This is a genomic window from Roseobacter cerasinus (assembly GCF_009811755.1).
Lineage (GTDB): Bacteria > Pseudomonadota > Alphaproteobacteria > Rhodobacterales > Rhodobacteraceae > Roseobacter > Roseobacter cerasinus.
In genome coordinates this window covers 137,015-160,037 of sequence record NZ_BLIV01000006.1, presented here as the reverse complement: position 1 = coordinate 160,037, position 23,023 = coordinate 137,015, and the positions used below count along the sequence as shown (strand labels likewise).

The window sequence follows — 23,023 nt, the reverse complement described above, 5'->3', positions numbered from 1 at the left end:
CTCTGCCCATCTTCCTCAGAGCGCTAACATGCGCGGAGAGAAAATCAAATCACGAGATGGAATGTAGGGAGAGACAGCCAAAAGTGACGCAGAGTTGCATCGTCTGGCTTTTGGACTAGGCTCTCCAACGACACCTTTGAAAAGGACCTGCCCATATGAAGACCTTTCTGATGACTGCCGCTCTGGCGCTCAGCCTCGCCGCACCTGTCGCAGCCGACCCAGAAAAAGACGCCGACTATATCGTTGCGCAGACCGTGACCGACGAGCTGTTTCTGGGTGCGCTTACGGCGCAGCGGCCGCTGGTGCGTGATGCGCTGACCCAGCAATTTGGTCAACGTGGCATCGTGATCAGCGATATGGATCGATTTATGGACATCTTCTTTGCCGAATTTGTTGGTGAGTTCACGGATACGATGCGGGGTGAGATCCGCAAACTCTATCTGGCGGAGTTCTCCCCCGATGAGTTGTCAACAATCGCGGAGTTCTACGCCACGCCGGCAGGGCAGTCCTTGGTCGAGCGGACCCCGGAATTGATGTTGACCTTGGCCCAGACCGGTCAGGTTGCCGGGCAACGTGCCGGTGAAAACGCAGGGGGCCGAGTGGCCAGGCGCTTGGAGGATGAGGGCATCTCGCTGGACATGGAGCGCGGAACCATGGACGCATTGCTCGACTTTCTGAGGTGACGGCAGCACGGCCTTAGATGTGCAGGAATTGCTCAACCTCACTGCGGTTGGCGCCAAAGTCAGCGGCATTGCCACGCCACACAATCCTGCCCTTCTCGATCACATAGTAGTGGTCGGAAATGCGCGACAGCTCATCAAGATTCTTGTCCACCAGCAAGATCGACAAGCCAGAGCGCTTCAACCGATCCAGCATGCTCCAGATCTCTTCGCGGATCAGCGGTGCGAGGCCCTCGGTGGCCTCGTCCAGAACCAACAGATCCGGGTTGGTCATGAGCGCGCGTCCGATGGCCAGCATCTGCTGCTCGCCGCCAGAGAGCTGAAAGCCAAAATGGCCACGCCGTTCAGCCAGGCGAGGGAAAGCCTCGAAGATGCGCGCTTCGGACCAACCATCTGGGCGCGGCCGCGCCGTGGCGCGGAGGTTTTCTACAACACTCAAGGAGGGAAAGACCTGTCGCCCCTCGGGCACAAGCCCCACTCCGGCTTGTGCGACGCGGTACGAGGGTGCGCCGGTCAGATCGGCCCCTTTGATGTGGATAGATCCGCTGCGCGGGGTCAATAGCCCCATCAGACTGCGGATCGTCGTGGTCTTGCCCATGCCATTACGCCCGATCAGCGTGGTCACGGCCCCTTCGACCACATCCAGATCAAGGCCAAACAACACCTCGGCGCGCCCATATCCGGCGTGCAGGTCCTTGATCTGGGCCAGATGGGTCATCCGCTGCCCTCCCCCAGGTAGGCGGCGCGCGCCTTGGGGTTCTGACGCACCTCATCCGGCGTGCCCCGGGCAACGATCTGACCATCGACCAGAACCGACAGGTCATCGGCGAGCTGGAACACCGCATCCATGTCATGTTCCACCAACAACATCGGGAGCTCCTCGCGCAGGGTTCTCAACAGGTCGATGAGCGCGACGCTTTCCGTGCGGCCCAGTCCCGCCATGGGCTCATCCAGCAGCAGGCACTTGGGTTCTCCGGCCAGGGCGATGGCCAGCTCCAGCAGGCGCAGCTCTCCATGTGATAGATCTGCGGCCTGTTGCCCGGACCTCGCGCCAAGGCCCACGCGGGTCAGAATGTCCTGCGCAATGTCGTTCAGCGCCGCTTCGCGGGCCGCCGCTGCCAGGAACCGCAGGCTCGACCCGTTTTTTGCCTGCACCGCAGTAGCGACATTTTCCAGAACCGAAAACGACGGCAGCACAGACGTGATCTGAAACGTGCGCCCCAAGCCGGCCTGCACCCGCTCCCAAACCGACAGCGCTGAGACATCCTTGCCATCGAGCGCGACGCGCCCCTTGTCCTGCCTGAGCACGCCAGAGATTTGATGGATCAGCGTGGTCTTGCCCGCCCCGTTTGGGCCGATCACCGCATGACACTGGCCTGCCCCGACGCTGAGCGAGATGTCATGGCTGACTGTCAGCGCGCCGAAACTCTTATGCAGGTTCTCGATCTCAAGCATGGTCACCGCCCCTTCTGCGCGGCGGGCGTCAGCAGATCGTTCAGCCCGCCCTTGGCGTAGAGCACCAGCAGAACAAGAAGCGGCCCGTAGATCAGCCGCCATTCGTGGATCACCGAGCTGAGCAGCTCTTCCACGATCACGATGAAGAACGCCCCCAGCAGCGCCCCGTTGCGCGTGCCCAGACCGCCCAGCACCACGGCCACGATCAGATCACCGGAGCGTTGCCAGGCTGCGATGGAGGGGCTGACAAATTCGGCGTGCTGCACCAGCAGCAACCCGGATATGCCTGCGATCAGCGCAGCGATCACATAGGCGATCAGTTGATAGCGCGCGATGGGGTAGCCCATGACCTCAGCCCGTTGCGGGTTGTCGCGCGCCGCTCGCAGAACGCGGCCAAAGCGCGACTGGCTGATGCGGTAAACACCGAACCAGCTGAGAAAGAGCACAGCCAGAATGACAAAGTAGAGGCCCCCGCGGTTCTGCACGATGTCACTGCCAAAAAAGGTCGCCAGTGACCAAAGCGTCAGGCCATCATCCCCGCCATAAGCTGCCAGTGAGGTCAGGGTGAAATAGATCATCTGCCCGAAAGCCAGCGTGATCATCAGGAAATAGACGCCCGTCGTGCGCAGGGCCAGCGCACCGGTGATCAGGGCGATGCCGCCGGTGACCACCAGTGTCAGCAGCAGCAGAACCAGAATATTCTCGATCCCGCTTTCCAGCCCGATTGCCGCTGCATAGGCCCCCACGCCGATAAACGCTGCGTGGCCGAGGCTAACCATCCCGCCATGGCCGATGATCAGATCCAGCGAAATGGCGGCAATGGCCAACAGCATGGCCTTGATCAACAGACCCGTCAGATACTCCGCACCGACCAGCGGCAACAGCACGGGCATCGCAAGGAGGCACGCGAAGATCAGTGCTCCGATCACCAGACTACGGTCCATCAATGCACCCCCTTGGCGGGCAACAGGCCTTTGGGTCGGATCACCAGGATCGCCGCCATGAGAATGTAAATCAGCATAGAGGCCAGCGCGGGGCCGATCTGATTGGCCATCGACGGGTTGAAGACAAACGACAGCAACTCAGTCGCCAAGCTGCGCCCCAGCGTGTCGATCAGCCCCACCAGGATTGCCGCGACAAAGGCTCCGCCGATGGAGCCGACGCCTCCGATGATGATGACGACAAAAGCGACGATCAGAATGTTATCGCCCATGCCCGGCTCAATCGCAAAGATCGGGGCTGCGATCACTCCGGCGAACCCGGCGAGCATCGCGCCCACACCAAAGACAATGCGAAACAGCTGTTTGATGTTCACACCCAGCGCGGCAACCATCTCGGGCGTGGTGGAGCCTGCGCGGATCAGCATGCCCGTGCGCGTGTAGCTGATCGTCAGAAACAGCCCCGCCGCCACAACCAGACCAACCCCGATGGTGACCAGCCGGTAGACCGGATAGCGCAGCTGCTCCGTCAGTTGGATCGAGCCTGACAGGAACTCCGGTGTGGCAATCGACAAGGTTGTGGGGCCAAAGAGCACCTTGGCCAGCTCATTGAGGAAAATGATGATCCCGAAGGTCGCCAGCACCTGATCGAGGTGCGTGCGGTCATAAAGATGCCGAAAGACCACATATTCCAGCAAAAGCCCGATCAGCAGGGCGGTGACCAGCGACAGTACCAGTGCCAAACCAAAATGGCCGGTCAGCCCGGTGAAAGCAAAGATCAGATAGGCGCCCACCATGTACTGCACGCCATGGGCCAGATTGATGAACCCCATCACCCCAAACACCAGCGTCAGGCCAGCCGCGATCAGAAACAGCAACAGACCATACTGCAACCCATTCAGGCACAGGATCAGAAAAAGGGTCAATGACATGAGAAACCGAGCCGTTTCGCGACAGGTCCCCTCGGCCCAAGAGCCGAGGGGCTTCCCACCTTACATCTTGCAGTCAGCGTGGAAGCTGTCGGCATAGTCCTCGGCCACGGTGCGCACAAATGACGTGTGGAATTTGCCGTCCTCGCGCTTCACCACCTGTAGCGCGTGAAAGTCCTGCACCGGATAGTGATTGTTGTTGAACGAGAAATCCCCGCGCAGCGAGGTGAAATCCGCCTTGCGCAGGGCTGCGCGCACCGCGTCCTTGTCGCTCAAGTCGCCACCCACTTCGGCCACCGCACTGTCGATCAGGTTTGCCGTATCATAGGCCTGCATCGCGTAGGAGCCGGGGATATAGCCGTACTTCTCCTCAAAGGCGGCCACAAAGGCGAGGTTGTCGTCATTCGGCAGGTCTGGCGCCCAGCTGCCCGCCGCAAGGAAGCCCACAGCCGCGTCTTTCTGGCCCGGCAAAGTGGTCTCGTCGGTGGTGAAAACCGACATGAATTTCATGCTGTCCGACAGCCCTGCCCCTTCGAACTGATTGACCAGCCGGACACCCATGCCCCCCGGCATGAATGTGAAGATCGCGTCAGAGCCGGAGGTCGAGACCCGCGCCAGCTCGGCTGAGAAGTCCTGATGCCCCAGCGGCGTAAAGACCTCATCCGTGACCGACCCTTTGAACGTCTGGCGGAAGCCTTCCACATTGTCGCGCCCGGCCTGGTAGTTCGGCGCCATGACAAAGACGTTCTCAAAGCCTTCCTCGGTCGCGATCATCCCGCTCACCTCGGCGTTCTGATTGTTCTGGTAGGAGGTCGCAAAGAAGAATGGGTTGCAGTTGCGTCCGGCAAAGGTCGACGGGCCCGCGTTGGGGCTGATCAGAAAGGTCTCGGACTGGACGATGGGTTTAAAAACCGCCTGAAGCATATTGGAAAATACGGTGCCGACAACAAAATCGACCTCTTCACGCTCCACCAGCGATGTGGCCTTGAGCAGGGCGACATCGGGCTTGAGTTCATCATCCTCAATGATCAGCTCAACGGCCTGCCCGCCAAGCTGCCCATCCTTGTGATCAAGGGCAAGCTGGAACCCATCCACGATCTGCTGGCCAAGGGCTGCGGGCGGGCCGGACAGTGTCACGACCATCCCGATCTTGAGATCTTCGGCCATGGCCGTTGTGCTCATCATTGCCGAGAACAGCGCCGCCCCCGCGGTGGATGTCAGTGTCGTCTTCATATTGGTACTCCCTGTCGTCTTTTGATTTGGTTTTATACCTTTATTGCATTTCACATTTTGCCGGGTTCGTCACGAGGCGAGGCTCTTGCGCTCGAGTTTGGCCGCGAACCCGGCCATCTTGGCATAGCCGCGCACGATGGCTTCCCGCTCCGCCAGGCTCATCACCGCGTTGATGTCGTCAAAGCCTGCGGGGCTGCGCTTTTCCACCTCGTCGATGACCCGCTCCGGCCCGCCGATGCGGTTGGTGCGCACGATCTCCGCTGTCTTGGGCAGACGCGCCTGCTCATAGCGGTACAGCGCCTCGCGCGGATGAGCGGCCTGCGCGAGCTGGTCCGCAAGGCAGCGCGCATCCAGGATCGCCTGCGCCGCTCCGTTCGAGCCGACGGGATACATCGGATGCGCCGCATCACCCAGCAAGGTCACCCGCCCGTTCGTCCAGCGCGGCAGCGGATCGCGATCCGCCATCGGATATTCAAAGATGTCGCCGCTGGCGCGGACCAGTGCCTCGATGTCGATGCCTGGCACCGAGAACCGCTTGGCATAGGGCAGAACACGCGCCAGGGATGCGCGTTTCGACCAGCTGTCGCGCGGGGGTGGTGTGACGCTGCCATCAGCGATGCGCACGTTTACAACCCAGTTCATCAGTTGCTTGCCGTCTTTGGCGGGGGCTATGGGGTAAAGCACCAGCTTGCCCGCCAGCCCGCCTGCAATCGCCATGGTCTCGCCGTCTTCCCAGACCGGCCAATCGACGGCACCACGCCACATGACCACACCGGCCCAACTGGGTGGTCCTTCCTTGGGGTAAAACCGCCGCCGCCCGACGCTGTGGATGCCATCCGCACAGATCAGGACCTCACTGCGCAGCGACATGGAACCGGACCCGTCCCGTGCATCAAGGAAATGAGACGTCACCGCGCCCTCATCCTGAACAAAGCCGCCGAGGCTGAACCCGGTGATCACCGCCTCCGGCCCAAGTCGCTCGATCACGGCGTCATAGAGCAGCTTCTGCAACCGCCCGCGGTGGATCGAAAACTGCGGGTGGTCATGGCCGGCGTGCAGGCCGCGCAGTTCGCGCCAGATTTCCTGCCCGGTTCGGGTCAAATAGCGCAGCTCGCGCGTGCGCAGGCCCACCGCGTCCAAACGCTCCAACAAGCCCAGCTCGACCAATTCGGCAATCGCATGCGGCAGGGTGTTGATGCCCACACCCACTTCCCGCACGTCTGAGGCCTGCTCGACAATCACCGCGTCGATGCCACGCTGATGCAGCATCAGCGCGGTGGTCAGCCCACCAATGCCCGCGCCAGCTATGACAACCTTACGCATCAATCGCTCTCGGCGTCCGGCGGTGGCAGGAAATCAATCGCATGGGCGGCTGAGATCGACACAACCTCAGCCGGGTCCGCCTCTGGTCCCAGATTGTGCAACACCCAGAAGAGATCATAGAGCCGTTGGGTCGGCGTGACCCAAAACATGGTTTTGATTGTCTGATCGGATTTGTTGAAGATCCCATGAGGGATGCCTTTGGGCAGTTTGACCAGATCACCCGGTTCGGCAAACGTCTCCTGCCCGTCGAGCAGGAAATCAAAGCGGCCTTCGAGGATGTAAAGAAACTCGTCCTGATCCGGGTGAATATGGGGTGGGACGAAGGTGCCGGGAGGCAAGGTGGCATGCCAGCTAAAGCAATCCTCAGTCACGGCCTTGGGCACATAGGTCTGCCCAAGAATGTTCCAGGTGATCCCTTCAAACCCGCTGCCTGAGCGCACGATGCCCGGTGTCATTGCGTCCATGTTGTTCTCCCCGTCAGATCTCCGCTGCGTCAGACCACATGACCAAAGCACGCGCCCCAATACCCGGCAACGCCCCAAAGCTTTGATCGGCCCGCGACAAACCCACCAACAAACTATTTTACCCCTGAAATTTTAGGCTTAAAATTATTTACATTGCAATGTTTATTTCCGACCAGGTGGTTTGAGGTCAGGTGACCCGGCCCGTCGCCTTAAATTCGGGCGCGTCCCAGAGCTGCCCGACCAGCACCTCGTGCAAAATATCGACAGCACGGCGGACATCCTGCTCATCCACATAGAGAGGGGTAAATCCAAACCGCATGATGTCGGGTGCACGAAAATCCCCGATCACCCCTCGCGAGATCAGAGCCTGCATGGCCGCATACCCATGCTCGAAAGCAAAGGACACCTGCGAGCCGCGCATCGAGGCATCGCGCGGGCTGGCGAGATGCAGGTCGGGGCACCGGCGTTCAACCTCCTCGATGAACAACTCACACAGCGCGATGCTTCTGGCCCGCACAGCAGACATGTCGATGCCATCCCAGACCTTCAGCGCCTCTTCCAGCGCGGTCATCTGGATGACCGGCGGCGTGCCAACCCGCATCCGCTCGATATCCTGCGCCGGACGATAGGTTGCCTCAAAGGCAAAGGGGGCATCATGGCCGAGCCATCCCGCAAGTGCGGGCTGCACCTGCTCCGTGATGTCGGGCCGCACATAGATGAACGCAGGGGCGCCCGGCCCACCGTTCAGGTATTTATAGGTACAGCCCACCGCGAATTCGCACCCGCAACCGGCAACATCAACTGGCACGGCACCGGCGCTGTGGGCGAGGTCCCACAGCATGACGGCCCCCGCCGCCTGCACCTGGGCCGTGATCATCTGCATGTCGTGCATCCGCCCGGTGCGATAGTCCACCTGTGTCAGCATCGCGACAGCGACCTCGTCATTCAGCGCTTGGGCCACGTCGTCCGGCGCGACAACGCGCAGCTGATATCCCTGATCCAGCTGTGCGATCAGCCCTTGCGCCATGTAAAGGTCTGACGGGAAGTTACCGCTGTCCGACAGGATCACTTTGCGTCCCGGGCGCAGCTTCAGGGCCGCCGACAACGCCTGATAGACCTTAATCGACAGCGTGTCTCCCATCACGACCGTGCCCTCGGGGGCACCGATCAGCTGCCCGACCCGACTGCCCACCCGCAAAGGCTGCCCCATCCAGTCATCCGCATTCCAGCCGCGAATGAGGTGCCGCCCCCACTCCTGTGTCATCATCTCGGCAACCCGCGTCCGCACCCCCTTGGGCAATGGACCAAGCGAGTTGCCATCGAGATAGATCACACCTTCCGGCAGTTCGAACCGGTCCTTGATCGGAAGTGTTACGCTGATGTCTTTCATAGCTGCCCTCTGACGTGCCAAAGTTCGGGAAAAAGCTCCACTTCCAGCATGCGGCGCAGGTATTTCACGCCTGATGTACCGCCCGTGCCGCGTTTGAAGCCGATGATGCGTTCGACGGTTGTGACGTGGTTGAACCGCCACCGCCGAAAATAGTCTTCGAGATCCACAAGCTTTTCCGCTAGCTCGTAGAGCGACCAGAACCGCTCCGGATCATCATAGACCTTTGCCCAGGCCTCCATGACCGCCTGATCGGAGACATGCGGCGCATCCATCCGGTAGACCTTCGCCGAAAAACCCGTGCCAAGCTGCTCGGACAGCTGATCCAGCGCCACATGATAGAGCGACTTGGTGCCGAGCTCTTGCGTGAGCATGTGATGCAGCTCGGGCCGGTGCTCATGCACCTTCAACATGGCGCGATTGCGGTTGCCAAGCATGAATTCGATCAGCCGGTATTGATGCGATTGAAACCCGGAGGACGACCCCAGATCAGCGCGAAATTCCGTGTATTCGCTTGGCGTCATGGTGCGCAGCACATCCCAGGCACCGTTCAACTGCTCAAAGATCCGCGCCACGCGGGTCAGCATCTTGAAGGTCGGAGGGAACTGGCCGTTCGTGAGCCTCTCGCGCGCGACAGACAGCTCGTGCAGCGCAAGGCACATCCACAACTCCGAGGTTTGATGCTGAATGATAAACAGCATCTCGTCATGCGCTTCGGACTGCCGGTTTTGCGCCCCAAGAATGGGGTCAAGCGCCAGATAGTCGATGTAGGACATGTCCTTGGCGAAGGACATCTTGGCGCCCTCTGCGGTTGGATCGTAAGCGCTCATGATACTGTCTCCTCTGTTGCACTGGCACCGGAGCCATCCACTGGCACCATGGTCACCAGCTCCTCAAAAGCGCACACCGACAATTGACCATGCGCCTCAAAGCAGCGCTGCGCCGCGTCAGGATCTCGCGCCAGGGCGGCATCGTAGAGCGCCGTATGTGGCTCCAGCGCCATGGCGCGCGCGAAGATCTCCGCCGCCCGCCCGGCCACATCCGGCTGGCTTTTGGCCATCCGCCGCAGACCGCGCTGAATGTAGCGCTGATAGCGGCTGAGCTGGTCGTTCACCTGATCGCGAAAGCTGTGCAACCACGTGGAAGGCGCACCGGCAATGAGCGCCGTATGGAACCGCGCGTGGCGATCTGTCCACAGCGCCAACGTGTCTTGTGATTGCAAGACAGACGGCACCTGCGTGCGGGCCAGCTGGTGATACGTGCCGATGACCCCGCTTTCCCAGATATCATCGCCTTGGGCGACGGACCGGACAAAAAGCGAGCCTTCAATGGCGTTTCGGCTGTGCTCCAGGTCCAGCAGGTCTTCGGCCGTCAGCGGTGCGACGCGAAAGCCTTTGTTGTGCTCCACCTGCACCAGCCGCTCCGCTTTGAGGCGGGTGAGGCACTCACGCAGCGGGGTCAAGCCAACGCCATAGGCCTCCGACAGGCTGGGCAGCCTCAGCGCCTGTCCGGGTTCAAACGCCAGAGCCAGAATGTCGTCGCGTACGTGCCTGTGCAACTGATCCGGCTTGGATTGTGCGGGGGGCATAGGTCGATCCTAAATCACATGCTATCTCTACTATAGCACATGATATAAAAAATCATATATTATTTTGCAAAAGCCTCTGTGATCGGGCTGTCTGCCTGTTTCAGCGCCTCAATGATCGAGAAATGATCATGCCCGTCTTCAATCATCAGCTTTGTGTCCGCCTCCAGCCCCTCCCAGATCAAAGCAAGCAGGCGCGCCTGGCGAATGAACTCGGGGCGCTCGGCACGGCCAACCCAGGCGGTGACCTTCGCCCCGGCTATGGGCCGCAGCAGCGCCGGGCTTTCGCGCAAGGCTTCCGCCTCGTCGATCTGCAGGTCTGCGTTCATCTGGGTCCACATCAACGGGCGCAGGTCATGCAGGCCGCTGATTGACAGACACTGCGCCACCCGCGCCAGTACCTCGGCAGGTAAAGGGCTGTCTTCGCAGACCATGCGCGACACCAGATGCCCGCCCGCCGAATGCCCGGCAAGCCGGATCGGCCCCGCAACCATCGACGCCGCCTGCGCAATCGCCGCACCGATCTGCTGCGTCATCTGCGTCAAACGCGCTGCCGGGGCCAGTGTATACTGCGGCAGCGCCACCGCCCAGCCATTCTGGCGCGCGCCCTCAGCCAGATCTGTCCAATAGGATTTGTCCAGCCGGATCCAGTAGCCTCCATGCACAAACACGGCGAGTCCCTTCGGGGGGCCATCCGGCCAGACCAAGTCAAAGGTCTCTCGGGCATCTGTGCCATAGGCCAGGCTTTCATCGATGCGGACGCTTCCCTGCCGGTACGCGGCGGCGCGCTCTGACCAGAGGCCCGGCAGCTTCTCCGACCCGTCCACATGGGCCATATTGGCAAATGCGTCGTCCCAATCCCGCTTTGACATGCGCGTCCCTTCCCTGTGCCCCAACCGGTGTGTCCCAAAGAACCGCCTTGAACGCAGCGACGCAAGGGGGGATCACTTGGCTATCCAAGTCGCCTTTGTACCGGCCGTGAACAGGCATAAGGCGCATCTATCTTAGCGGCGTGTTTTTTTTCAGACAGCACGGCAGTTCGAAGAGGACAAATGCTCTGATGATGTTAAGTGGGAAGAGATGACCCAAAATCACACAACACAATTGACCGACCCGCTGACCCTGCCCTGCGGCGTGGTCCTCAAAAACCGCATCGCCAAATCCGCGATGTCGGATTCACTTGGCGACGGTACAGGGGCCCCCACGGAAGCCCAGATCACCCTCTATGAAACCTGGGCCAGAGGCGGGCTGGCGTTGTCCATCATTGGCGAGGTTCAGGGCGACCCCATGGCCGCCGAGAAACCCGGCAATCTTGTACTATGGCAGGACACAGTGGGCGACGGGTTCCGTGACCTCGCCGCGGCGGGGGCGGCCCGGGGGGCGCATCTGTGGCTGCAACTGGGCCATGCGGGCGCCATGACACATCCGCCGATTGGCGTGCCCAAAGGCCCCAGCACGCTTGATCTGCCGGGGCTGACCTGTGAGGCGCTGACTCAGGCCGAAATCCTGCAACTGCCGTCGCAATTTGCCGAGACAGCGCGGCTGGCCAAAGACCTGGGCTTTGGCGGGGTCGAGTTGCACGCGGCCCACGGGTTCCTGCTCAGCCAGTTTCTGTCTCCCCTTTTCAACACCCGGACAGACAACTACGGCGGCTCTATCGAAAACCGCATGCGCCTGACGCTTGAGGCGGTGAAGGCCGTTCGCGATGCGGTGGGTCCGGCCTTTCCCGTCGGGATCAAGCTGAACGCCACAGACCAGCTCGAAGGCGGTCTGTCGCAGGAGGACGCATTGGCCGTGGTTGAGGCGCTTGATGGCACCAGCATTGATTTGATCGACATCAGCGGGGGCACCTATTTCCCGGGGGCACCATCCGCCTCGGACGCGGCGGGTAAGGGCCCGTATTTTCTTGAGTTCGCGCAATCAGCGCGAGCCTTGACCGACAGGCCTCTGATGCTGACCGGCGGGTTCAAGAGTTTTGATCAGGTGCAAGACGCGCTTTCGCGCGGTGTGGATATGATCGGGCTGGCACGCGCGCTGGTGCTGCAGCCCGATCTTCCAAAGGCCTGGCTTTCGGGCGACACCGCCGCCCCGACCTTTCCCAGGTTTGCCAATCCGCCGGAGGGCGGTGTGACCGCGTGGTACAGCATGCGCCTTACAGAATTGGCCGAAGGGCGCGCCCTGTCTGGACCGGAATGCTTGCCCGACGCCGTCGCAGCTTACAACGCACGAGATGCGAAGCGGGCTGTCCTCTGGAACGCGCGGTTCCGGTAGTGGGCAAACGCTCTCAATCGCGCGGGCCAAGATAGGCGGTCGCCTCGATCTCAAGCAGGGCCTCATTCTCAATCAGCCCCGCCACAACCAGCACGGACATGGCGGGAAAGTGGCGGCCCAGTACGCGGCGGTAAGCCTCGCCCACCTCCCGCTGGCGGGCGAGATATTCGCTTTTGTCGAGCACAAACCACGTCAGGCGCGTGATGTCGGTCACCTGCCCGCCCGCCTCTTCGACCACCGCCACGATGTTGCGCAACGCCTGTTCCATCTGGCCAATGAAGTCATGGCTTTCAAAGGTCTGATCCGCCGTCCAGCCGATCTGCCCGCCCACATAGAGCGTGCCATCACGCGCCAGCATCCCGTTGGCGTAGCCCTTGGCAGGCGCCCAACCGGGCGGGTGTATGGTGTTTGCAGGCATGAGCATGCTCCGACGTTAGTGCTTCAGCAGGAAGCGTTGGATTTTTCCTGTAGCGGTCTTGGGCAAGCTGTCCGCAAAAACCACGCGACGCGGGTATTTATAAGGGGCGATGGTGGCTTTCACATGATCCTGTAGCCGCTCCGCTGTGGCGTCATCCGGCGCGCCGCCTGCCAAGACCACATGCGCCTCGACAATCATGCCGCGCGCATCATCCGGCGCGCCAACCACGGCACACTCCGCGACCTCTGGGTGCGCCAACAATGCGGCCTCCACCTCAGGCCCCGCGATATTGTAGCCCGAGGACACGATCATATCGTCATTGCGTGCGGCGAAATGCAAATAGCCATCCGCATCCATTGAGAAGGCGTCGCCCGTGATGTTCCAGCCATCGTGGACATAACCGCGCTGGCGCTCATCCGCGAGATAGCGGCAGCCGGTTGGCCCTCGCACCGCCAGACGGCCGACCTCTCCGCGCGGCAGCTCAGTGCCGTCCGGGCCAATCACCCGCGCCTCATAGCCCGTCACCGGGCGCCCGGTGCAGGCAGGCCGGTGATCGTCGAACCGGTTGGAGATGAAGATATGCAAAAGCTCCGTCGCGCCAATGCCGTCGAGCATTGGCTTGCCGGTGCGCGCCATCCACTCTTCATAAACCGGAGCGGGTAAGGTCTCCCCAGCCGAAACAGCCGCTCGCAGCGACGACAGATCCGCGCCCTCGTCCATGGCCGCCAGCATGGCGCGATAGGCGGTGGGGGCGGTGAAGCAGACGGTGGCTTTGTACCGCTCGATGATCTCGACCATATTGGGCGGTGAGGCTGTCTCCAGCAGCGTGGCGGTCGCCCCGAAACGCAGGGGGAAGATTGCAAGCCCCCCAAGCCCGAAGGTGAAGGCCAGCGGCGGCGACCCCACAAAGACATCGTCAGGCACCACGCCCAGCACCTCGCGGGCATAACCATCCGCGATGATCAGCAGATCACGGTGGAAGTGCATCGTGGCCTTGGGCGCGCCGGTGGTTCCTGACGTGAAGCCCAGCAGCGCCACGTCATCGCGCCCGGTCTCGACGGCGTCGAACTGCACGGGTTTCTCAAGCGCCAGCCGATCAAGTTCCGCATCATGATTTGACGTGCCGTCAAAGCCCACCACGGTTTTCAGAAACGCGCTGTCTTTGGCGCAGGCGGTCATCTCATCCATCAGGCGCGTATCGCACAGCGCATGGCTGATCTCGGCCTTGTCGACGATGGCCGCCAGCTCGCCTGCGCGCAGCATGGGCATGGTGTTGACCACCACGGCTCCCGCCTTGGTCGCGGCGAGCCAGCAGGCGACCATCGCCGGGTTGTTGGCGGAGCGGATCAGCACCCGGTTGCCAGGCTTCACGCCCAGATCCTCGACCAGCGCATGGGCGAGGCGATTGGTCCAGTCGCTGAGCTCCTTGTAGGTGCGCATGCGCCCGTTGCCGATCAGCGCCGTGTGGTCGCCAAAGCCATCGGTCACCATCCGGTCGGTCAGCTCGACGCCCACATTCAGCCGGTCTGGGTAGTCAAAGCCCTCCAGCCGGAAGTCAGGCCATTGATCCGGCGGCGGCAGGTTGTCCCGCGTGAAACTGTCGGTGTGGGCTGTGGGGCCAAGCATCTCAGGACCCTCCCAAAGTTTGCCGGGCGATGATCACGCGCTGCACGTCCGAGGCGCCCTCGTAAATCCGCAGCGCCCGGATCTCGCGGTAGAGCCGTTCGACCACCGTGCCGCCGCGCACCCCATCCCCACCATGCAACTGTACGGCCTTGTCGATGACCTGCTGTGCCTGATCGGTGGAGAAGAGCTTGGCCATCGCCGCCTCGCGCGTGACACGCGGCGCGCCGGAATCCTTGGCCCAGGCCGCGCGATAGATCAGCAGCGCGCTGGCATCCACGTCGAGCGCCATATCGGCGATATGCCCCTGGACCATCTGCAAATCAAAGAGTGGTGCGCCCTGCACCTGCCGCGTGGTGACCCGGGCAACCGCCTCCTCCAACGCCCGGCGCGCAAAGCCCAGAGCCGCCGCCGCCACAGTGGGGCGGAACACATCGAGCACCGACATGGCGATCTTGAAGCCCGCGCCGCTGTCACCCAGCCGGGCGCTTGCAGGGATGCGGCAGCCCTCAAAGGACAGCGTCGCCAAGGGGTGCGGCGCGATGGTCTCCAGCCGCTCGGCAACGCTCAGCCCCGGGGTGCTGGCGGGCACCATGAAGGCCGACAGGCCCTTGGCCCCCGGCGCGTCGCCCGTGCGGGCAAAGACGGTATAGAGATCCGCAATCCCGCCGTTGGAAATCCATGTTTTTGCGCCGTTCAGCACATAGCTATCGCCGTCGCGCACCGCCGTCATGGTTGCATTGGCCACGTCGGACCCGGAGGCCGGCTCCGTCAGGGCAAACCCTGCGATGGCCGCGCCACTGCGCACCTTGGGCAGCCAGTCCTCCTGCTGGTCTGCCGTGCCAAAGAGCGATATCGCCCCGCTGCCCAACCCCTGCATGGCAAAGGCAAAATCAGCCAACCCGTCATGCCGCGCCAGCGTCTCGCGGATCAGGCAAAGGGTGCGCACATCCAAAGCATCATCCGTGCCGGGCGCCACCGCCGCATGCTGCAACCAGCCCGCCGCCCCCAGCTGCTGGACCAGATCACGGCAGGCCTGATCCGTATCAGAATGATCAACTGACAGCTGCGCGGTAAACTCCTCCAACGCCTCGGCCAGCGCGCGGTGATGATCCTCAAAGAACGGCCAGGTGAGAAAGGAGCGATCCGCCATCAGTTGCCCTCGAACACGGGGTTTTCCTTCGCGACAAACGCCTTGTAGGCACGCTCGAAATCCCCCGTCTGCATGCAGATCGCCTGCGCCTGCGCCTCGGCCTCGATCGCCTGTTCGATCGACATGGACCACTCCTGCGCCAGCATGGTCTTTGTCATCATATGCGCAAAATTCGGGCCTGCGGCGATGCGCTGCGCCAGGGCCTGCGCCTCGGCCTCAACGTCATCGACGATCTGGTTGTAGAAGCCCCAAGCGGCGCCTTCTTCGGCGGACATCGACCGCCCGGTATAGAGCAGCTCCGCCGCGCGGCCCTGGCCGATAATCCGCGGCAGGATCGCACAGGCACCCATGTCGCAGCCCGCCAGCCCGACGCGGGTGAAGAGGAAGGCGCATTTGGCCCGCGGTGTGGCGATCCGCATGTCAGACGCCATGGCGATGATGGCGCCTGCGCCGACGCAAATGCCATCGACAGCGGCGATGATCGGTTTGCCGCAGTTGACCATGGCCTTGACCAGATCGCCGGTCATCCGCGTGAAGGCCAGCAGGTCTTTCATGTTCGTCTCGGTCAGCGGGCCGATGATGTCATGCACATCGCCGCCGGAGCTGAAGTTGCCACCGTTCGACGCAAAGACGACCACATCCACATCATCCGCGTAGACCAGATCACGAAACCAGTCGCGCAGCTCGGCATAGCTGTCGAAGGTCAGCGGGTTCTTGCGCTCGGGCCGGTCCAGCTGCACCGTCGCGATGCGGCCTTCGATGCGACAGTTGAAATGCGTGGTGTCAGTGCGGGTGCTCATGTCTCAGGGCCGTTCTTCAAGTCATCAAACCGGGCGCTGAGGGCCACGGCCTCTTCGACCGAGAACCCACCAAGCAGCTCGTTCACCCATCCCTCATGGGCCTGAGCCTGCCGCGCGAACTCCTCCTGCCCCTTCTGGGTCAGCCGCACGCGCGAGGCGCGCCGGTCGCCGGGCACCGCAATGCGTAGCATCAAGCCGTCTTCTGTCAAACGATCGACGATGCCGGTGACGTTGCCGTTGGACACGCGCAGCACACCGGAAAGCTCGCTCATCTTCAGCCCCTGTTCATGCCGCGACAGGGCCGCCATCACGTCGAACCGGGGCAGCGTGGTGTCAAACTCGGTGCGCAACCGCTCGCGCAGCTCCGCCTCGACCTGGCGCGCGGCGCCCAGAAGGCGCAGCCAGAGCCGCAGCCGTTCCTTTGACGCAGGCCCTGTTTTGGGCGTGGTGTCTGGGCTGACCTGTTTCAAATCTCACCTCCTGACACGCTGAGCGCGTGTCCGTTCACCATGGCCGCCCCCGGTGACGCCAGATAGAGCGCCGCCGCCGCCACCTCATCCGGTTGGATCATGCGGCCCACCGGGTTGTTGGAGACGACCATGTCGCGCGCCGCCGCTTCATCCAGCCCCCGGCTCGCCATCACGCTTTTGACCGCCGCCTCCGCCATGGGCGTCTCGACAAAACCGGGGCAAATCGCGTTGCACGTGATCTCCCTGCGCGCCACCTCATGCGCGACGGAGCGGACAAGACCCAGCACGCCGTGTTTGGAGGCGGCATAAGCCGCGATCCGACCACCACCCTTGAGCGCCTGGGTCGAAGCGATGGCGATCAGGCGCCCGCCCTTTGGCATATTCCGCATCGCCGCCCGAAAGGTCAGGAAAGTACCCGTCAGGTTGACAGTCAGGGTCTGGGTCCACTCCTCCAGCGACACCTCCGTCAGCGGCGCGGCGCGCCCCATGCCCGCATTGGCAATGACCACATCGAAGGGCTGCGCAAAAAGCGCTTCCACAGCCGCCTCATCGGTCACATCCACTTGCGCGCAGGTTATGCCGCGCCCGCTGTCGGTCTCCTGCAGGGGCTCAAGGCGTCGGCCTGTGATGGTCACCTCCTCCCGCTCAGCGGCAAAGGCGCGCGCAATGGCCCGCCCGATGCCGGAGCCGCCACCGGTGACCAACACGCGCCTCATGCCTGCGCCTCACGATCCGCCAGCCGCCAGGCCTGATCGCGGCCCGCCTCGTAAGGAAGAGGCCAGCGCGCGTGCCGGTCGCCAAGCTCCGTCGCGCGGTGCAACGTCCAATACGGGTCCGCCAGATGCGGGCGCGCGAGGCATACGAGATCCGCCCGCCCCGCCATCAGGATCGAGTTCACGTGATCAGCCTCGTAGATATTGCCCACGGCCATGGTCTTGATACGGCGCTCATTGCGGATGCGGTCGGAGAAAGGCGTCTGGAACATGCGGCCATAGACGGGCTTGGCCTGTGTCGAGGTCTGACCCGCCGAGACGTCGATGATATCGGCGCCGGCCGCCTCGAACATCGCGGCAATCTCAACCGCCTTCTCGGGCGTCACGCCATCATCGCCCGCCCAATCGCTGGCGGAAATGCGCACGGACATGGGCTTGCCTTCGGGCCAGGCGGCGCGCATCGCCGCAAACACTTCCAGAGGATAGCGCATGCGGTTGTCGAGACTGCCACCATACTCATCCGTACGAATATTGGAGAGCGGCGAGATGAAGGAGGAGATCAGATACCCATGCGCGGCATGCAGCTCGATCATATCGAAGCCTGCGCGATCCGCCATCTGCGTCGCGGCCACAAACTCTGCCGTGACTTGGTCCATATCAGCGCGGTCCATGGCCTTGGGGGTGGCGTTGGCCTCAGACCACGGGATGGCGGAGGCGGAGAGCAGCGGCCAGTTGCCGTTTTCAAGCGGCATATCCATGCCCTCCCACCCCAGATTGGTCGAGCCCTTTCGCCCCGAATGGCCGATCTGGCAGCAGGTCTTCGCCTCTGTCTCCGTATGGATGAAGTGGTTCAGCCGCGTCCAGGCGGCTTCATGCTCGGGCGCATAAAGGCCCGGGCACCCCGGCGTGATCCGGCCCTCCGCCGACACACAGGTCATCTCGGTATAGACCAGCCCGGCGCCGCCCTTTGCCCGCTCGCCATAGTGGATCAGGTGCCAATCAGTCGGGCAACCATCAACCGCCTTGTACTGCGCCATGGGCGAGACCACGACGCGGTTGGTCAGGGTCATATCGCGCAACTGAAACGGCGCAAACATGGGCGGGCGCGCCGGGCCGTTTGATCCGGCCCCGGCCTGCTCCATGAACCAGGCCTCCGCCGATTGCAGCCAGCCGCCATCACGCTCGCGCAGGTTCTCGTGGCTGATACGTTGCGAGCGGGTCAACATGGAGTAATTCAGCTGCACCGGGTCGAGATCGATATAGCGCTCCACATCCTCGAACCATTCCAGCGAGTTGCGCGCGGCCGACTGCAGGCGCAGCACTTCGAGGCGGCGCTTGTCCTCATAACTCTGAAAGGCAGTCGGCAAATTCGGCGCGGCCATGACCTCATCCGCCAGCGCAATCGCGCTTTCCATGGCAAGCTTGCTGCCCGAACCGATGGAAAAATGCGCCGTGGCCGCCGCGTCGCCCATCAGCACCACATTCTCATGGCTCCAGCGCTTGCACAGCACCCGCGGGAAGCGCAGCCAGGCCGATCCACGAATGTGGTTTGCGTTGGTCATCAGGCTGTGACCGCCCAGATGATCCTTGAAGACCTCCTCGCAGATGGCGATGGTCTCCTGCTGGCTCATCTCGCCAAAGCCGTAGTTGTCAAAGGTATCTTGACTGCATTCGACAATGAAGGTCGCCGTGTCCGCATCGAATTGATAGGCATGCACCCAGAGCCAGCCCTTGTCCGTCTTCTCGAAGATAAAGGTGAAGGCATCGTCGAATTTCTGATGGGTGCCAAGCCAGACAAACTGGCATTTGCGCAGGTCGATGTCGGGCTCGAACGTGTCTTTGAACTCTAGTCGGGTCTTGGAATTCAGCCCGTCACTGGCCACCACAAGATCATAGTCACCCATATACTCGGATGCAGCACCCACCTCGGTCTGAAAGCGCAAGTCGACACCCAGCTCGCGTGCGCGCGCCTGCAGGATCAACAACAGCTTCTTGCGCCCGATGCCGCAAAACCCATGGCCGGAGGACACCAGCCGCTGCCCCTTGTGATGCAGCGCGATGTCATCCCAATATGCGAAGTTCGCGCGAATTTCGTCAGCGCTAACCGGATCATTGGCCTGTAGGTTGTCGAGCGTCTCATCGGATAAAACAACACCCCAGCCGAAGGTGTCATCAGGCCGGTTTCGCTCGAACACGACAACCTCGGTCTCGGGCGCGCGCAGCTTCATGGAAATGGCAAAATAGAGGCCGGCAGGTCCGCCGCCCAGACAGGCGATGCGCATTGCGATCTCCGTTTGTGACGCAGTCAACTAAAGCAAGGCTAACCGCCTCCCATATTCGTTTCAAGTATAAATATTTTGCCTTTGAAGTATATTTGGTGTTCTTGTCCCCCAAGACCGTCTACACCCTTTGCAAACGTCGCCAGCCCGTATCCCGCATTGCCCCTGACCGGCGGCTTCGCTATCACTCCCCGAATACCTCTCCACAGCAAATATTCGGAGCATCCCATGGCCGCCTATCAATACGTCTATCATATGTCCGGCGTCTCCAAGACCTATCCGGGCGGCAAGAAGTGTTTCGAGAACATCCACCTGAACTTCCTGCCCGGCGTGAAGATCGGCGTCGTGGGCGTAAACGGCGCGGGTAAATCCACGCTGATGAAGATCATGGCGGGGCTCGACACGGAATTCTCCGGTGAAGCGTGGTCAGCCGAAGGCGCCACTGTGGGCTACCTGCCGCAGGAGCCGCAGCTTGATCCGTCGCTGTCAGTCCGCGAAAACGTCATGCTCGCCGTGGCCGACAAGAAGGCCATCCTCGACCGCTACAACGAACTCGCCATGAACTACTCCGACGAGACGGCGGATGAGATGGCCAAGCTGCAGGATGACATCGACGCCCAGAACCTCTGGGATCTGGACAGCCAGATCGACGTCTCCATGGAGGCCCTGCGCTGCCCGCCCGACGACGCCGATGTGACGAAACTCTCGGGCGGTGAGGCGCGCCGCGTGGCACTGTGCAAACTGCTGCTCGAAGCGCCCGATATGCTGCTGCTCGACGAGCCCACCAACCATCTGGATGCCGAGACCATCGCCTGGCTGCAACAGCACCTCATCGACTACAAGGGCACGATCCTGATCGTTACCCACGACCGCTACTTCCTCGATGACATCACCGGCTGGATTCTGGAGTTGGATCGTGGTCGCGGCATCCCCTACGAGGGCAACTACTCCGCCTGGCTCGAACAGAAAGCCAAACGCCTCGAACAGGAAGCGCGCGAGGACAAATCCCGCCAGAAGACCCTCGAACGCGAGCTGGACTGGATGCGCCAGGGGGCCAAGGCCCGGCAGGCCAAGTCCAAGGCCCGGATCAACGCCTATAACGAGCTCGCCGACCAGTCCGAGCGCGAAAAGCTCTCCCGCGCGCAGATCGTCATCCCCACCGGCCAGCGTCTGGGCAGCAAGGTGATCGACGTCTCTAGTCTGCAAAAAGCCATGGGTGACAAGCTGCTGGTCGAAGGGCTGGACTTTTCCCTGCCGCCCGGCGGCATCGTCGGCGTGATCGGCCCAAACGGCGCGGGTAAATCCACGCTGTTCAAGATGCTCACCGGGCAGGAGGCGCCCGACGCGGGCGCCATCGAGATCGGCGACACCGTCGATCTCGCCTACGTCGACCAATCCCGCGACGACCTCAGCGCCGACGAGACCGTGTGGGAGGCCATCTCAGGCGGCGCCGAACTCATCCAGCTCGGCGACGCCGAAGTCAATTCACGGGCCTATTGCTCGTCCTTCAACTTCAAGGGTGGCGACCAGCAGAAGAAGGTCGGGCTCCTCTCAGGCGGCGAGCGCAACCGCGTGCACATGGCGCGCCTGCTGAAATCGGGTGGCAACGTGCTGCTGCTTGATGAGCCCACCAACGACCTCGACGTCGAAACCCTCCGAGCTTTGGAAGACGCCCTCGTCGACTTCGCAGGCTGCGCCGTGGTCATCAGCCACGACCGCTTTTTCCTAGACCGCATCTGCACCCACATCCTCGCCTTCGAAGGTGAAGCCCACGTGGAATGGTTCGAAGGCAACTTCGAGGACTACGAGGAAGACAAGAAACGGAGGCTAGGAGACATCGAACCCAAGCGCATGAAATTCAAAAAATTCACCCGATGAACGCCCTGGGCACCATCTGGTTCTGAAAGGCGACCTATGCGCAAAATAGCTCTCATCGCGGCCGCGGCTCTCGTCTCCGCCTGCGCTAATCAGGGCCCCGGCAATAACGCCGGAGACTGGGAGGTCTCGACGCTATGCCTGTCAGAAACTCCGGGTGAAGAAGTTCTTTTTCGCGGCATCGCGGAACTGGACGAGGTACAACCCAATGTGTTCGTTGGGCGGTATTTCAACAACTTCAGACACGCAGGCAACGTTAAGGCCAACCTCGACGGCGACCGCCTCTCCGCCGAAATCAACTGGAGCAATGGCAACACCACCACAGTGCTACTGCAGCGTCAGCCCGGTACAAACACCTATGTAGGTTCAGACAACACCAACTGCAGAGTACGCGCAGAGCGCCCCGGTGCGTGATACACGAAAAGGGCCCGATTTGAACAATTCGGAGAGGGCGACAGCCGGAGCCGGACTGACCTAACCGCCAACGGCGTTTAGCCGATCACGCCCTGAAACTCTCGCCACTCGCCCTTGGACATGCCGGAGGTCTCCTGTGTGACCTCTTCCCCGGCGAGCATCTTCTTGATGCACTCCAGCGCGCGCCCCGACAGTGTTGCCCCACCCAACCGATAGTCCTCGAAGGCACCGTAAGCGGCGGGCACCCAGTCCTTGACCATCGCGCAGATGGCGTCTGCGTAGACACGGATCTCGTATTGCGCGTGGGCATCAGCACGCAGGCGCAGGAAGTGGAAGAGGTTGTGCAAATCGACCTTCCAGTACCATTGGGTGTAGATATTGGCGGGCAAGTTCATGCGGGCCAGCTCGCGCGCGAGGCCCTGCTGGCCATCCTGGCTGATCATCTCTTCATAGTGATCATAGCAGCGCATGGCGTCATCCTGCAGGTAGCGCAGAACCCGCTGCGCCTCCTCTCCCGTCAGCGCCGCGCCCCTGCCCTGATTGTTCACAACCGACTGGGCCGCGAGATCGTCGGGCGCTGGAATGTAGAACTCACGGTCGAGGATCGAGTAGCGGGCGGAGTATTCGTTCACATTCGCGGTGCGGTGGCGGATCCACTGGCGTGCGACGAAGACGGGCAGTTTCACGTGCAGTTTGACTTCGCACATCTCGAAGGGGGTCGAGTGCCAGTGGCGCATCAGATAGCGGATCAGCCCTTCGTCATTCTGCACGGATTTGGTGCCACGACCATAAGACACACGGGCCGCCTGGCAAATGGCCGCGTCGTCGCCCATGTAGTCGATGACGCGCACGAACCCGTGGTCGAGCACCGGCTGCGCTGTGTAGAGATGCTTTTCCATGCCAGGGGCGGTGGCGCGCAGGGTGGGCGTGGGATGGCTGCGTTGATCATCGATTTCGGCTTGGTGCTCGGAGGAGAGCGGCATGGAGGCATCCTTTCGGGGGCGTGAGTCGAG

General features: G+C 62.1%; 23 protein-coding genes. 4 read left to right on the top strand and 19 right to left on the bottom strand.

What is annotated here, in order from left to right:
• Window positions 1–155 precede the first annotated feature (155 nt).
• A complete protein-coding gene (locus So717_RS15855; protein ID WP_159979061.1) occupies window positions 156–683 on the top strand; it encodes a DUF2059 domain-containing protein in 528 nt (175 codons plus the stop codon).
• Window positions 684–696: 13 nt separating this feature from the next.
• On the opposite strand, the gene So717_RS15850 is transcribed toward So717_RS15855, so the two are convergent.
• The 11 genes from So717_RS15850 to So717_RS15800 all read right to left on the bottom strand — a co-directional run bounded on the left by So717_RS15850 (window position 697) and on the right by So717_RS15800 (window position 10,866).
• Window positions 697–1,398: an ABC transporter ATP-binding protein gene (locus So717_RS15850; RefSeq protein ID WP_159979059.1), complete on the bottom strand. Its 702-nt coding sequence runs from the start codon at window positions 1,396–1,398 to the stop codon at window positions 697–699.
• Window positions 1,395–2,135, bottom strand: coding sequence for an ABC transporter ATP-binding protein (locus So717_RS15845; protein WP_174239056.1), 741 nt, complete (start codon window positions 2,133–2,135; stop codon window positions 1,395–1,397). The genes So717_RS15850 and So717_RS15845 overlap by 4 nt, the downstream gene beginning before the upstream one ends.
• Window positions 2,136–2,137: 2 nt before the next feature.
• Window positions 2,138–3,079, bottom strand: a complete 942-nt coding sequence (locus So717_RS15840; RefSeq protein WP_238840994.1) for a branched-chain amino acid ABC transporter permease — start codon at window positions 3,077–3,079, stop codon at window positions 2,138–2,140.
• Window positions 3,079–4,005, bottom strand: coding sequence for a branched-chain amino acid ABC transporter permease (locus So717_RS15835; RefSeq protein ID WP_159979055.1), 927 nt, complete (start codon window positions 4,003–4,005; stop codon window positions 3,079–3,081). Before So717_RS15835 ends, So717_RS15840 begins: the two co-directional genes overlap by 1 nt.
• Window positions 4,006–4,065: 60 nt before the next feature.
• Complete coding sequence (locus So717_RS15830) at window positions 4,066–5,235, bottom strand: ABC transporter substrate-binding protein (protein WP_159979053.1); 1,170 nt, start codon at window positions 5,233–5,235, stop codon at window positions 4,066–4,068.
• Between the two features lie 69 nt (window positions 5,236–5,304).
• Complete coding sequence (locus So717_RS15825) at window positions 5,305–6,558, bottom strand: flavin-dependent oxidoreductase (protein WP_159979051.1); 1,254 nt, start codon at window positions 6,556–6,558, stop codon at window positions 5,305–5,307.
• The gene (locus So717_RS15820; RefSeq protein ID WP_159979049.1) at window positions 6,558–7,022 is read right to left on the bottom strand and encodes a cupin domain-containing protein; all 465 of its coding nucleotides are present in this window, start codon (window positions 7,020–7,022) and stop codon (window positions 6,558–6,560) included. Before So717_RS15820 ends, So717_RS15825 begins: the two co-directional genes overlap by 1 nt.
• A gap of 187 nt (window positions 7,023–7,209) precedes the next feature.
• Window positions 7,210–8,412, bottom strand: a complete 1,203-nt coding sequence (gene kynU / locus So717_RS15815) for a kynureninase (protein ID WP_174239055.1) — start codon at window positions 8,410–8,412, stop codon at window positions 7,210–7,212.
• Window positions 8,409–9,239, bottom strand: a complete 831-nt coding sequence (locus So717_RS15810; RefSeq protein ID WP_159979047.1) for a tryptophan 2,3-dioxygenase — start codon at window positions 9,237–9,239, stop codon at window positions 8,409–8,411. Before So717_RS15810 ends, kynU begins: the two co-directional genes overlap by 4 nt.
• Complete coding sequence (locus tag So717_RS15805; RefSeq protein ID WP_159979045.1) at window positions 9,236–9,997, bottom strand: GntR family transcriptional regulator; 762 nt, start codon at window positions 9,995–9,997, stop codon at window positions 9,236–9,238. Before So717_RS15805 ends, So717_RS15810 begins: the two co-directional genes overlap by 4 nt.
• Before the next feature lie 59 nt (window positions 9,998–10,056).
• Window positions 10,057–10,866, bottom strand: a complete 810-nt coding sequence (locus So717_RS15800) for a hormone-sensitive lipase (protein WP_159979043.1) — start codon at window positions 10,864–10,866, stop codon at window positions 10,057–10,059.
• A gap of 208 nt (window positions 10,867–11,074) precedes the next feature.
• Between So717_RS15800 and So717_RS15795 the strand changes: the two genes are divergently transcribed.
• Window positions 11,075–12,265 (top strand): NADH:flavin oxidoreductase/NADH oxidase family protein, encoded by a 1,191-nt coding sequence (locus So717_RS15795; RefSeq protein WP_159979041.1) that lies wholly within the window; start codon window positions 11,075–11,077, stop codon window positions 12,263–12,265.
• Between the two features lie 13 nt (window positions 12,266–12,278).
• On the opposite strand, the gene So717_RS15790 is transcribed toward So717_RS15795, so the two are convergent.
• Genes So717_RS15790 through So717_RS15760 form a run of 7 tightly spaced genes read right to left on the bottom strand, consistent with a single transcriptional unit; the run spans window position 12,279 to window position 19,724 of the window.
• Window positions 12,279–12,683, bottom strand: a complete 405-nt coding sequence (locus So717_RS15790) for a RidA family protein (RefSeq protein WP_159979039.1) — start codon at window positions 12,681–12,683, stop codon at window positions 12,279–12,281.
• A gap of 15 nt (window positions 12,684–12,698) precedes the next feature.
• The gene (locus So717_RS15785) at window positions 12,699–14,309 is read right to left on the bottom strand and encodes an AMP-binding protein (protein WP_159979037.1); all 1,611 of its coding nucleotides are present in this window, start codon (window positions 14,307–14,309) and stop codon (window positions 12,699–12,701) included.
• A gap of 1 nt (window position 14,310) precedes the next feature.
• The gene (locus So717_RS15780) at window positions 14,311–15,459 is read right to left on the bottom strand and encodes an acyl-CoA dehydrogenase family protein (RefSeq protein ID WP_159979035.1); all 1,149 of its coding nucleotides are present in this window, start codon (window positions 15,457–15,459) and stop codon (window positions 14,311–14,313) included.
• Window positions 15,459–16,259, bottom strand: coding sequence for an enoyl-CoA hydratase family protein (locus So717_RS15775; protein ID WP_159979033.1), 801 nt, complete (start codon window positions 16,257–16,259; stop codon window positions 15,459–15,461). Before So717_RS15775 ends, So717_RS15780 begins: the two co-directional genes overlap by 1 nt.
• Entirely contained in the window at window positions 16,256–16,729 is a 474-nt protein-coding gene (locus So717_RS15770) for a MarR family winged helix-turn-helix transcriptional regulator (protein ID WP_238840991.1), read from the bottom strand. The genes So717_RS15775 and So717_RS15770 overlap by 4 nt, the downstream gene beginning before the upstream one ends.
• Window positions 16,726–17,445 (bottom strand): SDR family NAD(P)-dependent oxidoreductase, encoded by a 720-nt coding sequence (locus So717_RS15765; RefSeq protein WP_159979031.1) that lies wholly within the window; start codon window positions 17,443–17,445, stop codon window positions 16,726–16,728. Before So717_RS15765 ends, So717_RS15770 begins: the two co-directional genes overlap by 4 nt.
• Window positions 17,442–19,724, bottom strand: coding sequence for a bifunctional salicylyl-CoA 5-hydroxylase/oxidoreductase (locus So717_RS15760; protein WP_159979029.1), 2,283 nt, complete (start codon window positions 19,722–19,724; stop codon window positions 17,442–17,444). Before So717_RS15760 ends, So717_RS15765 begins: the two co-directional genes overlap by 4 nt.
• A 225-nt stretch (window positions 19,725–19,949) precedes the next feature.
• Between So717_RS15760 and ettA the strand changes: the two genes are divergently transcribed.
• Window positions 19,950–21,599 carry an energy-dependent translational throttle protein EttA gene (gene ettA, locus So717_RS15755; RefSeq protein ID WP_159979027.1) on the top strand — a complete coding sequence of 550 codons (1,650 nt, stop codon included), beginning with the start codon at window positions 19,950–19,952 and terminating at the stop codon, window positions 21,597–21,599.
• 36 nt (window positions 21,600–21,635) lie between these two features.
• The gene (locus So717_RS15750; protein ID WP_159979025.1) at window positions 21,636–22,010 is read left to right on the top strand and encodes a hypothetical protein; all 375 of its coding nucleotides are present in this window, start codon (window positions 21,636–21,638) and stop codon (window positions 22,008–22,010) included.
• Between the two features lie 77 nt (window positions 22,011–22,087).
• On the opposite strand, the gene thyX is transcribed toward So717_RS15750, so the two are convergent.
• Window positions 22,088–22,993 carry an FAD-dependent thymidylate synthase gene (gene thyX, locus So717_RS15745; protein ID WP_159979023.1) on the bottom strand — a complete coding sequence of 302 codons (906 nt, stop codon included), beginning with the start codon at window positions 22,991–22,993 and terminating at the stop codon, window positions 22,088–22,090.
• Window positions 22,994–23,023: the final 30 nt, after the last annotated feature.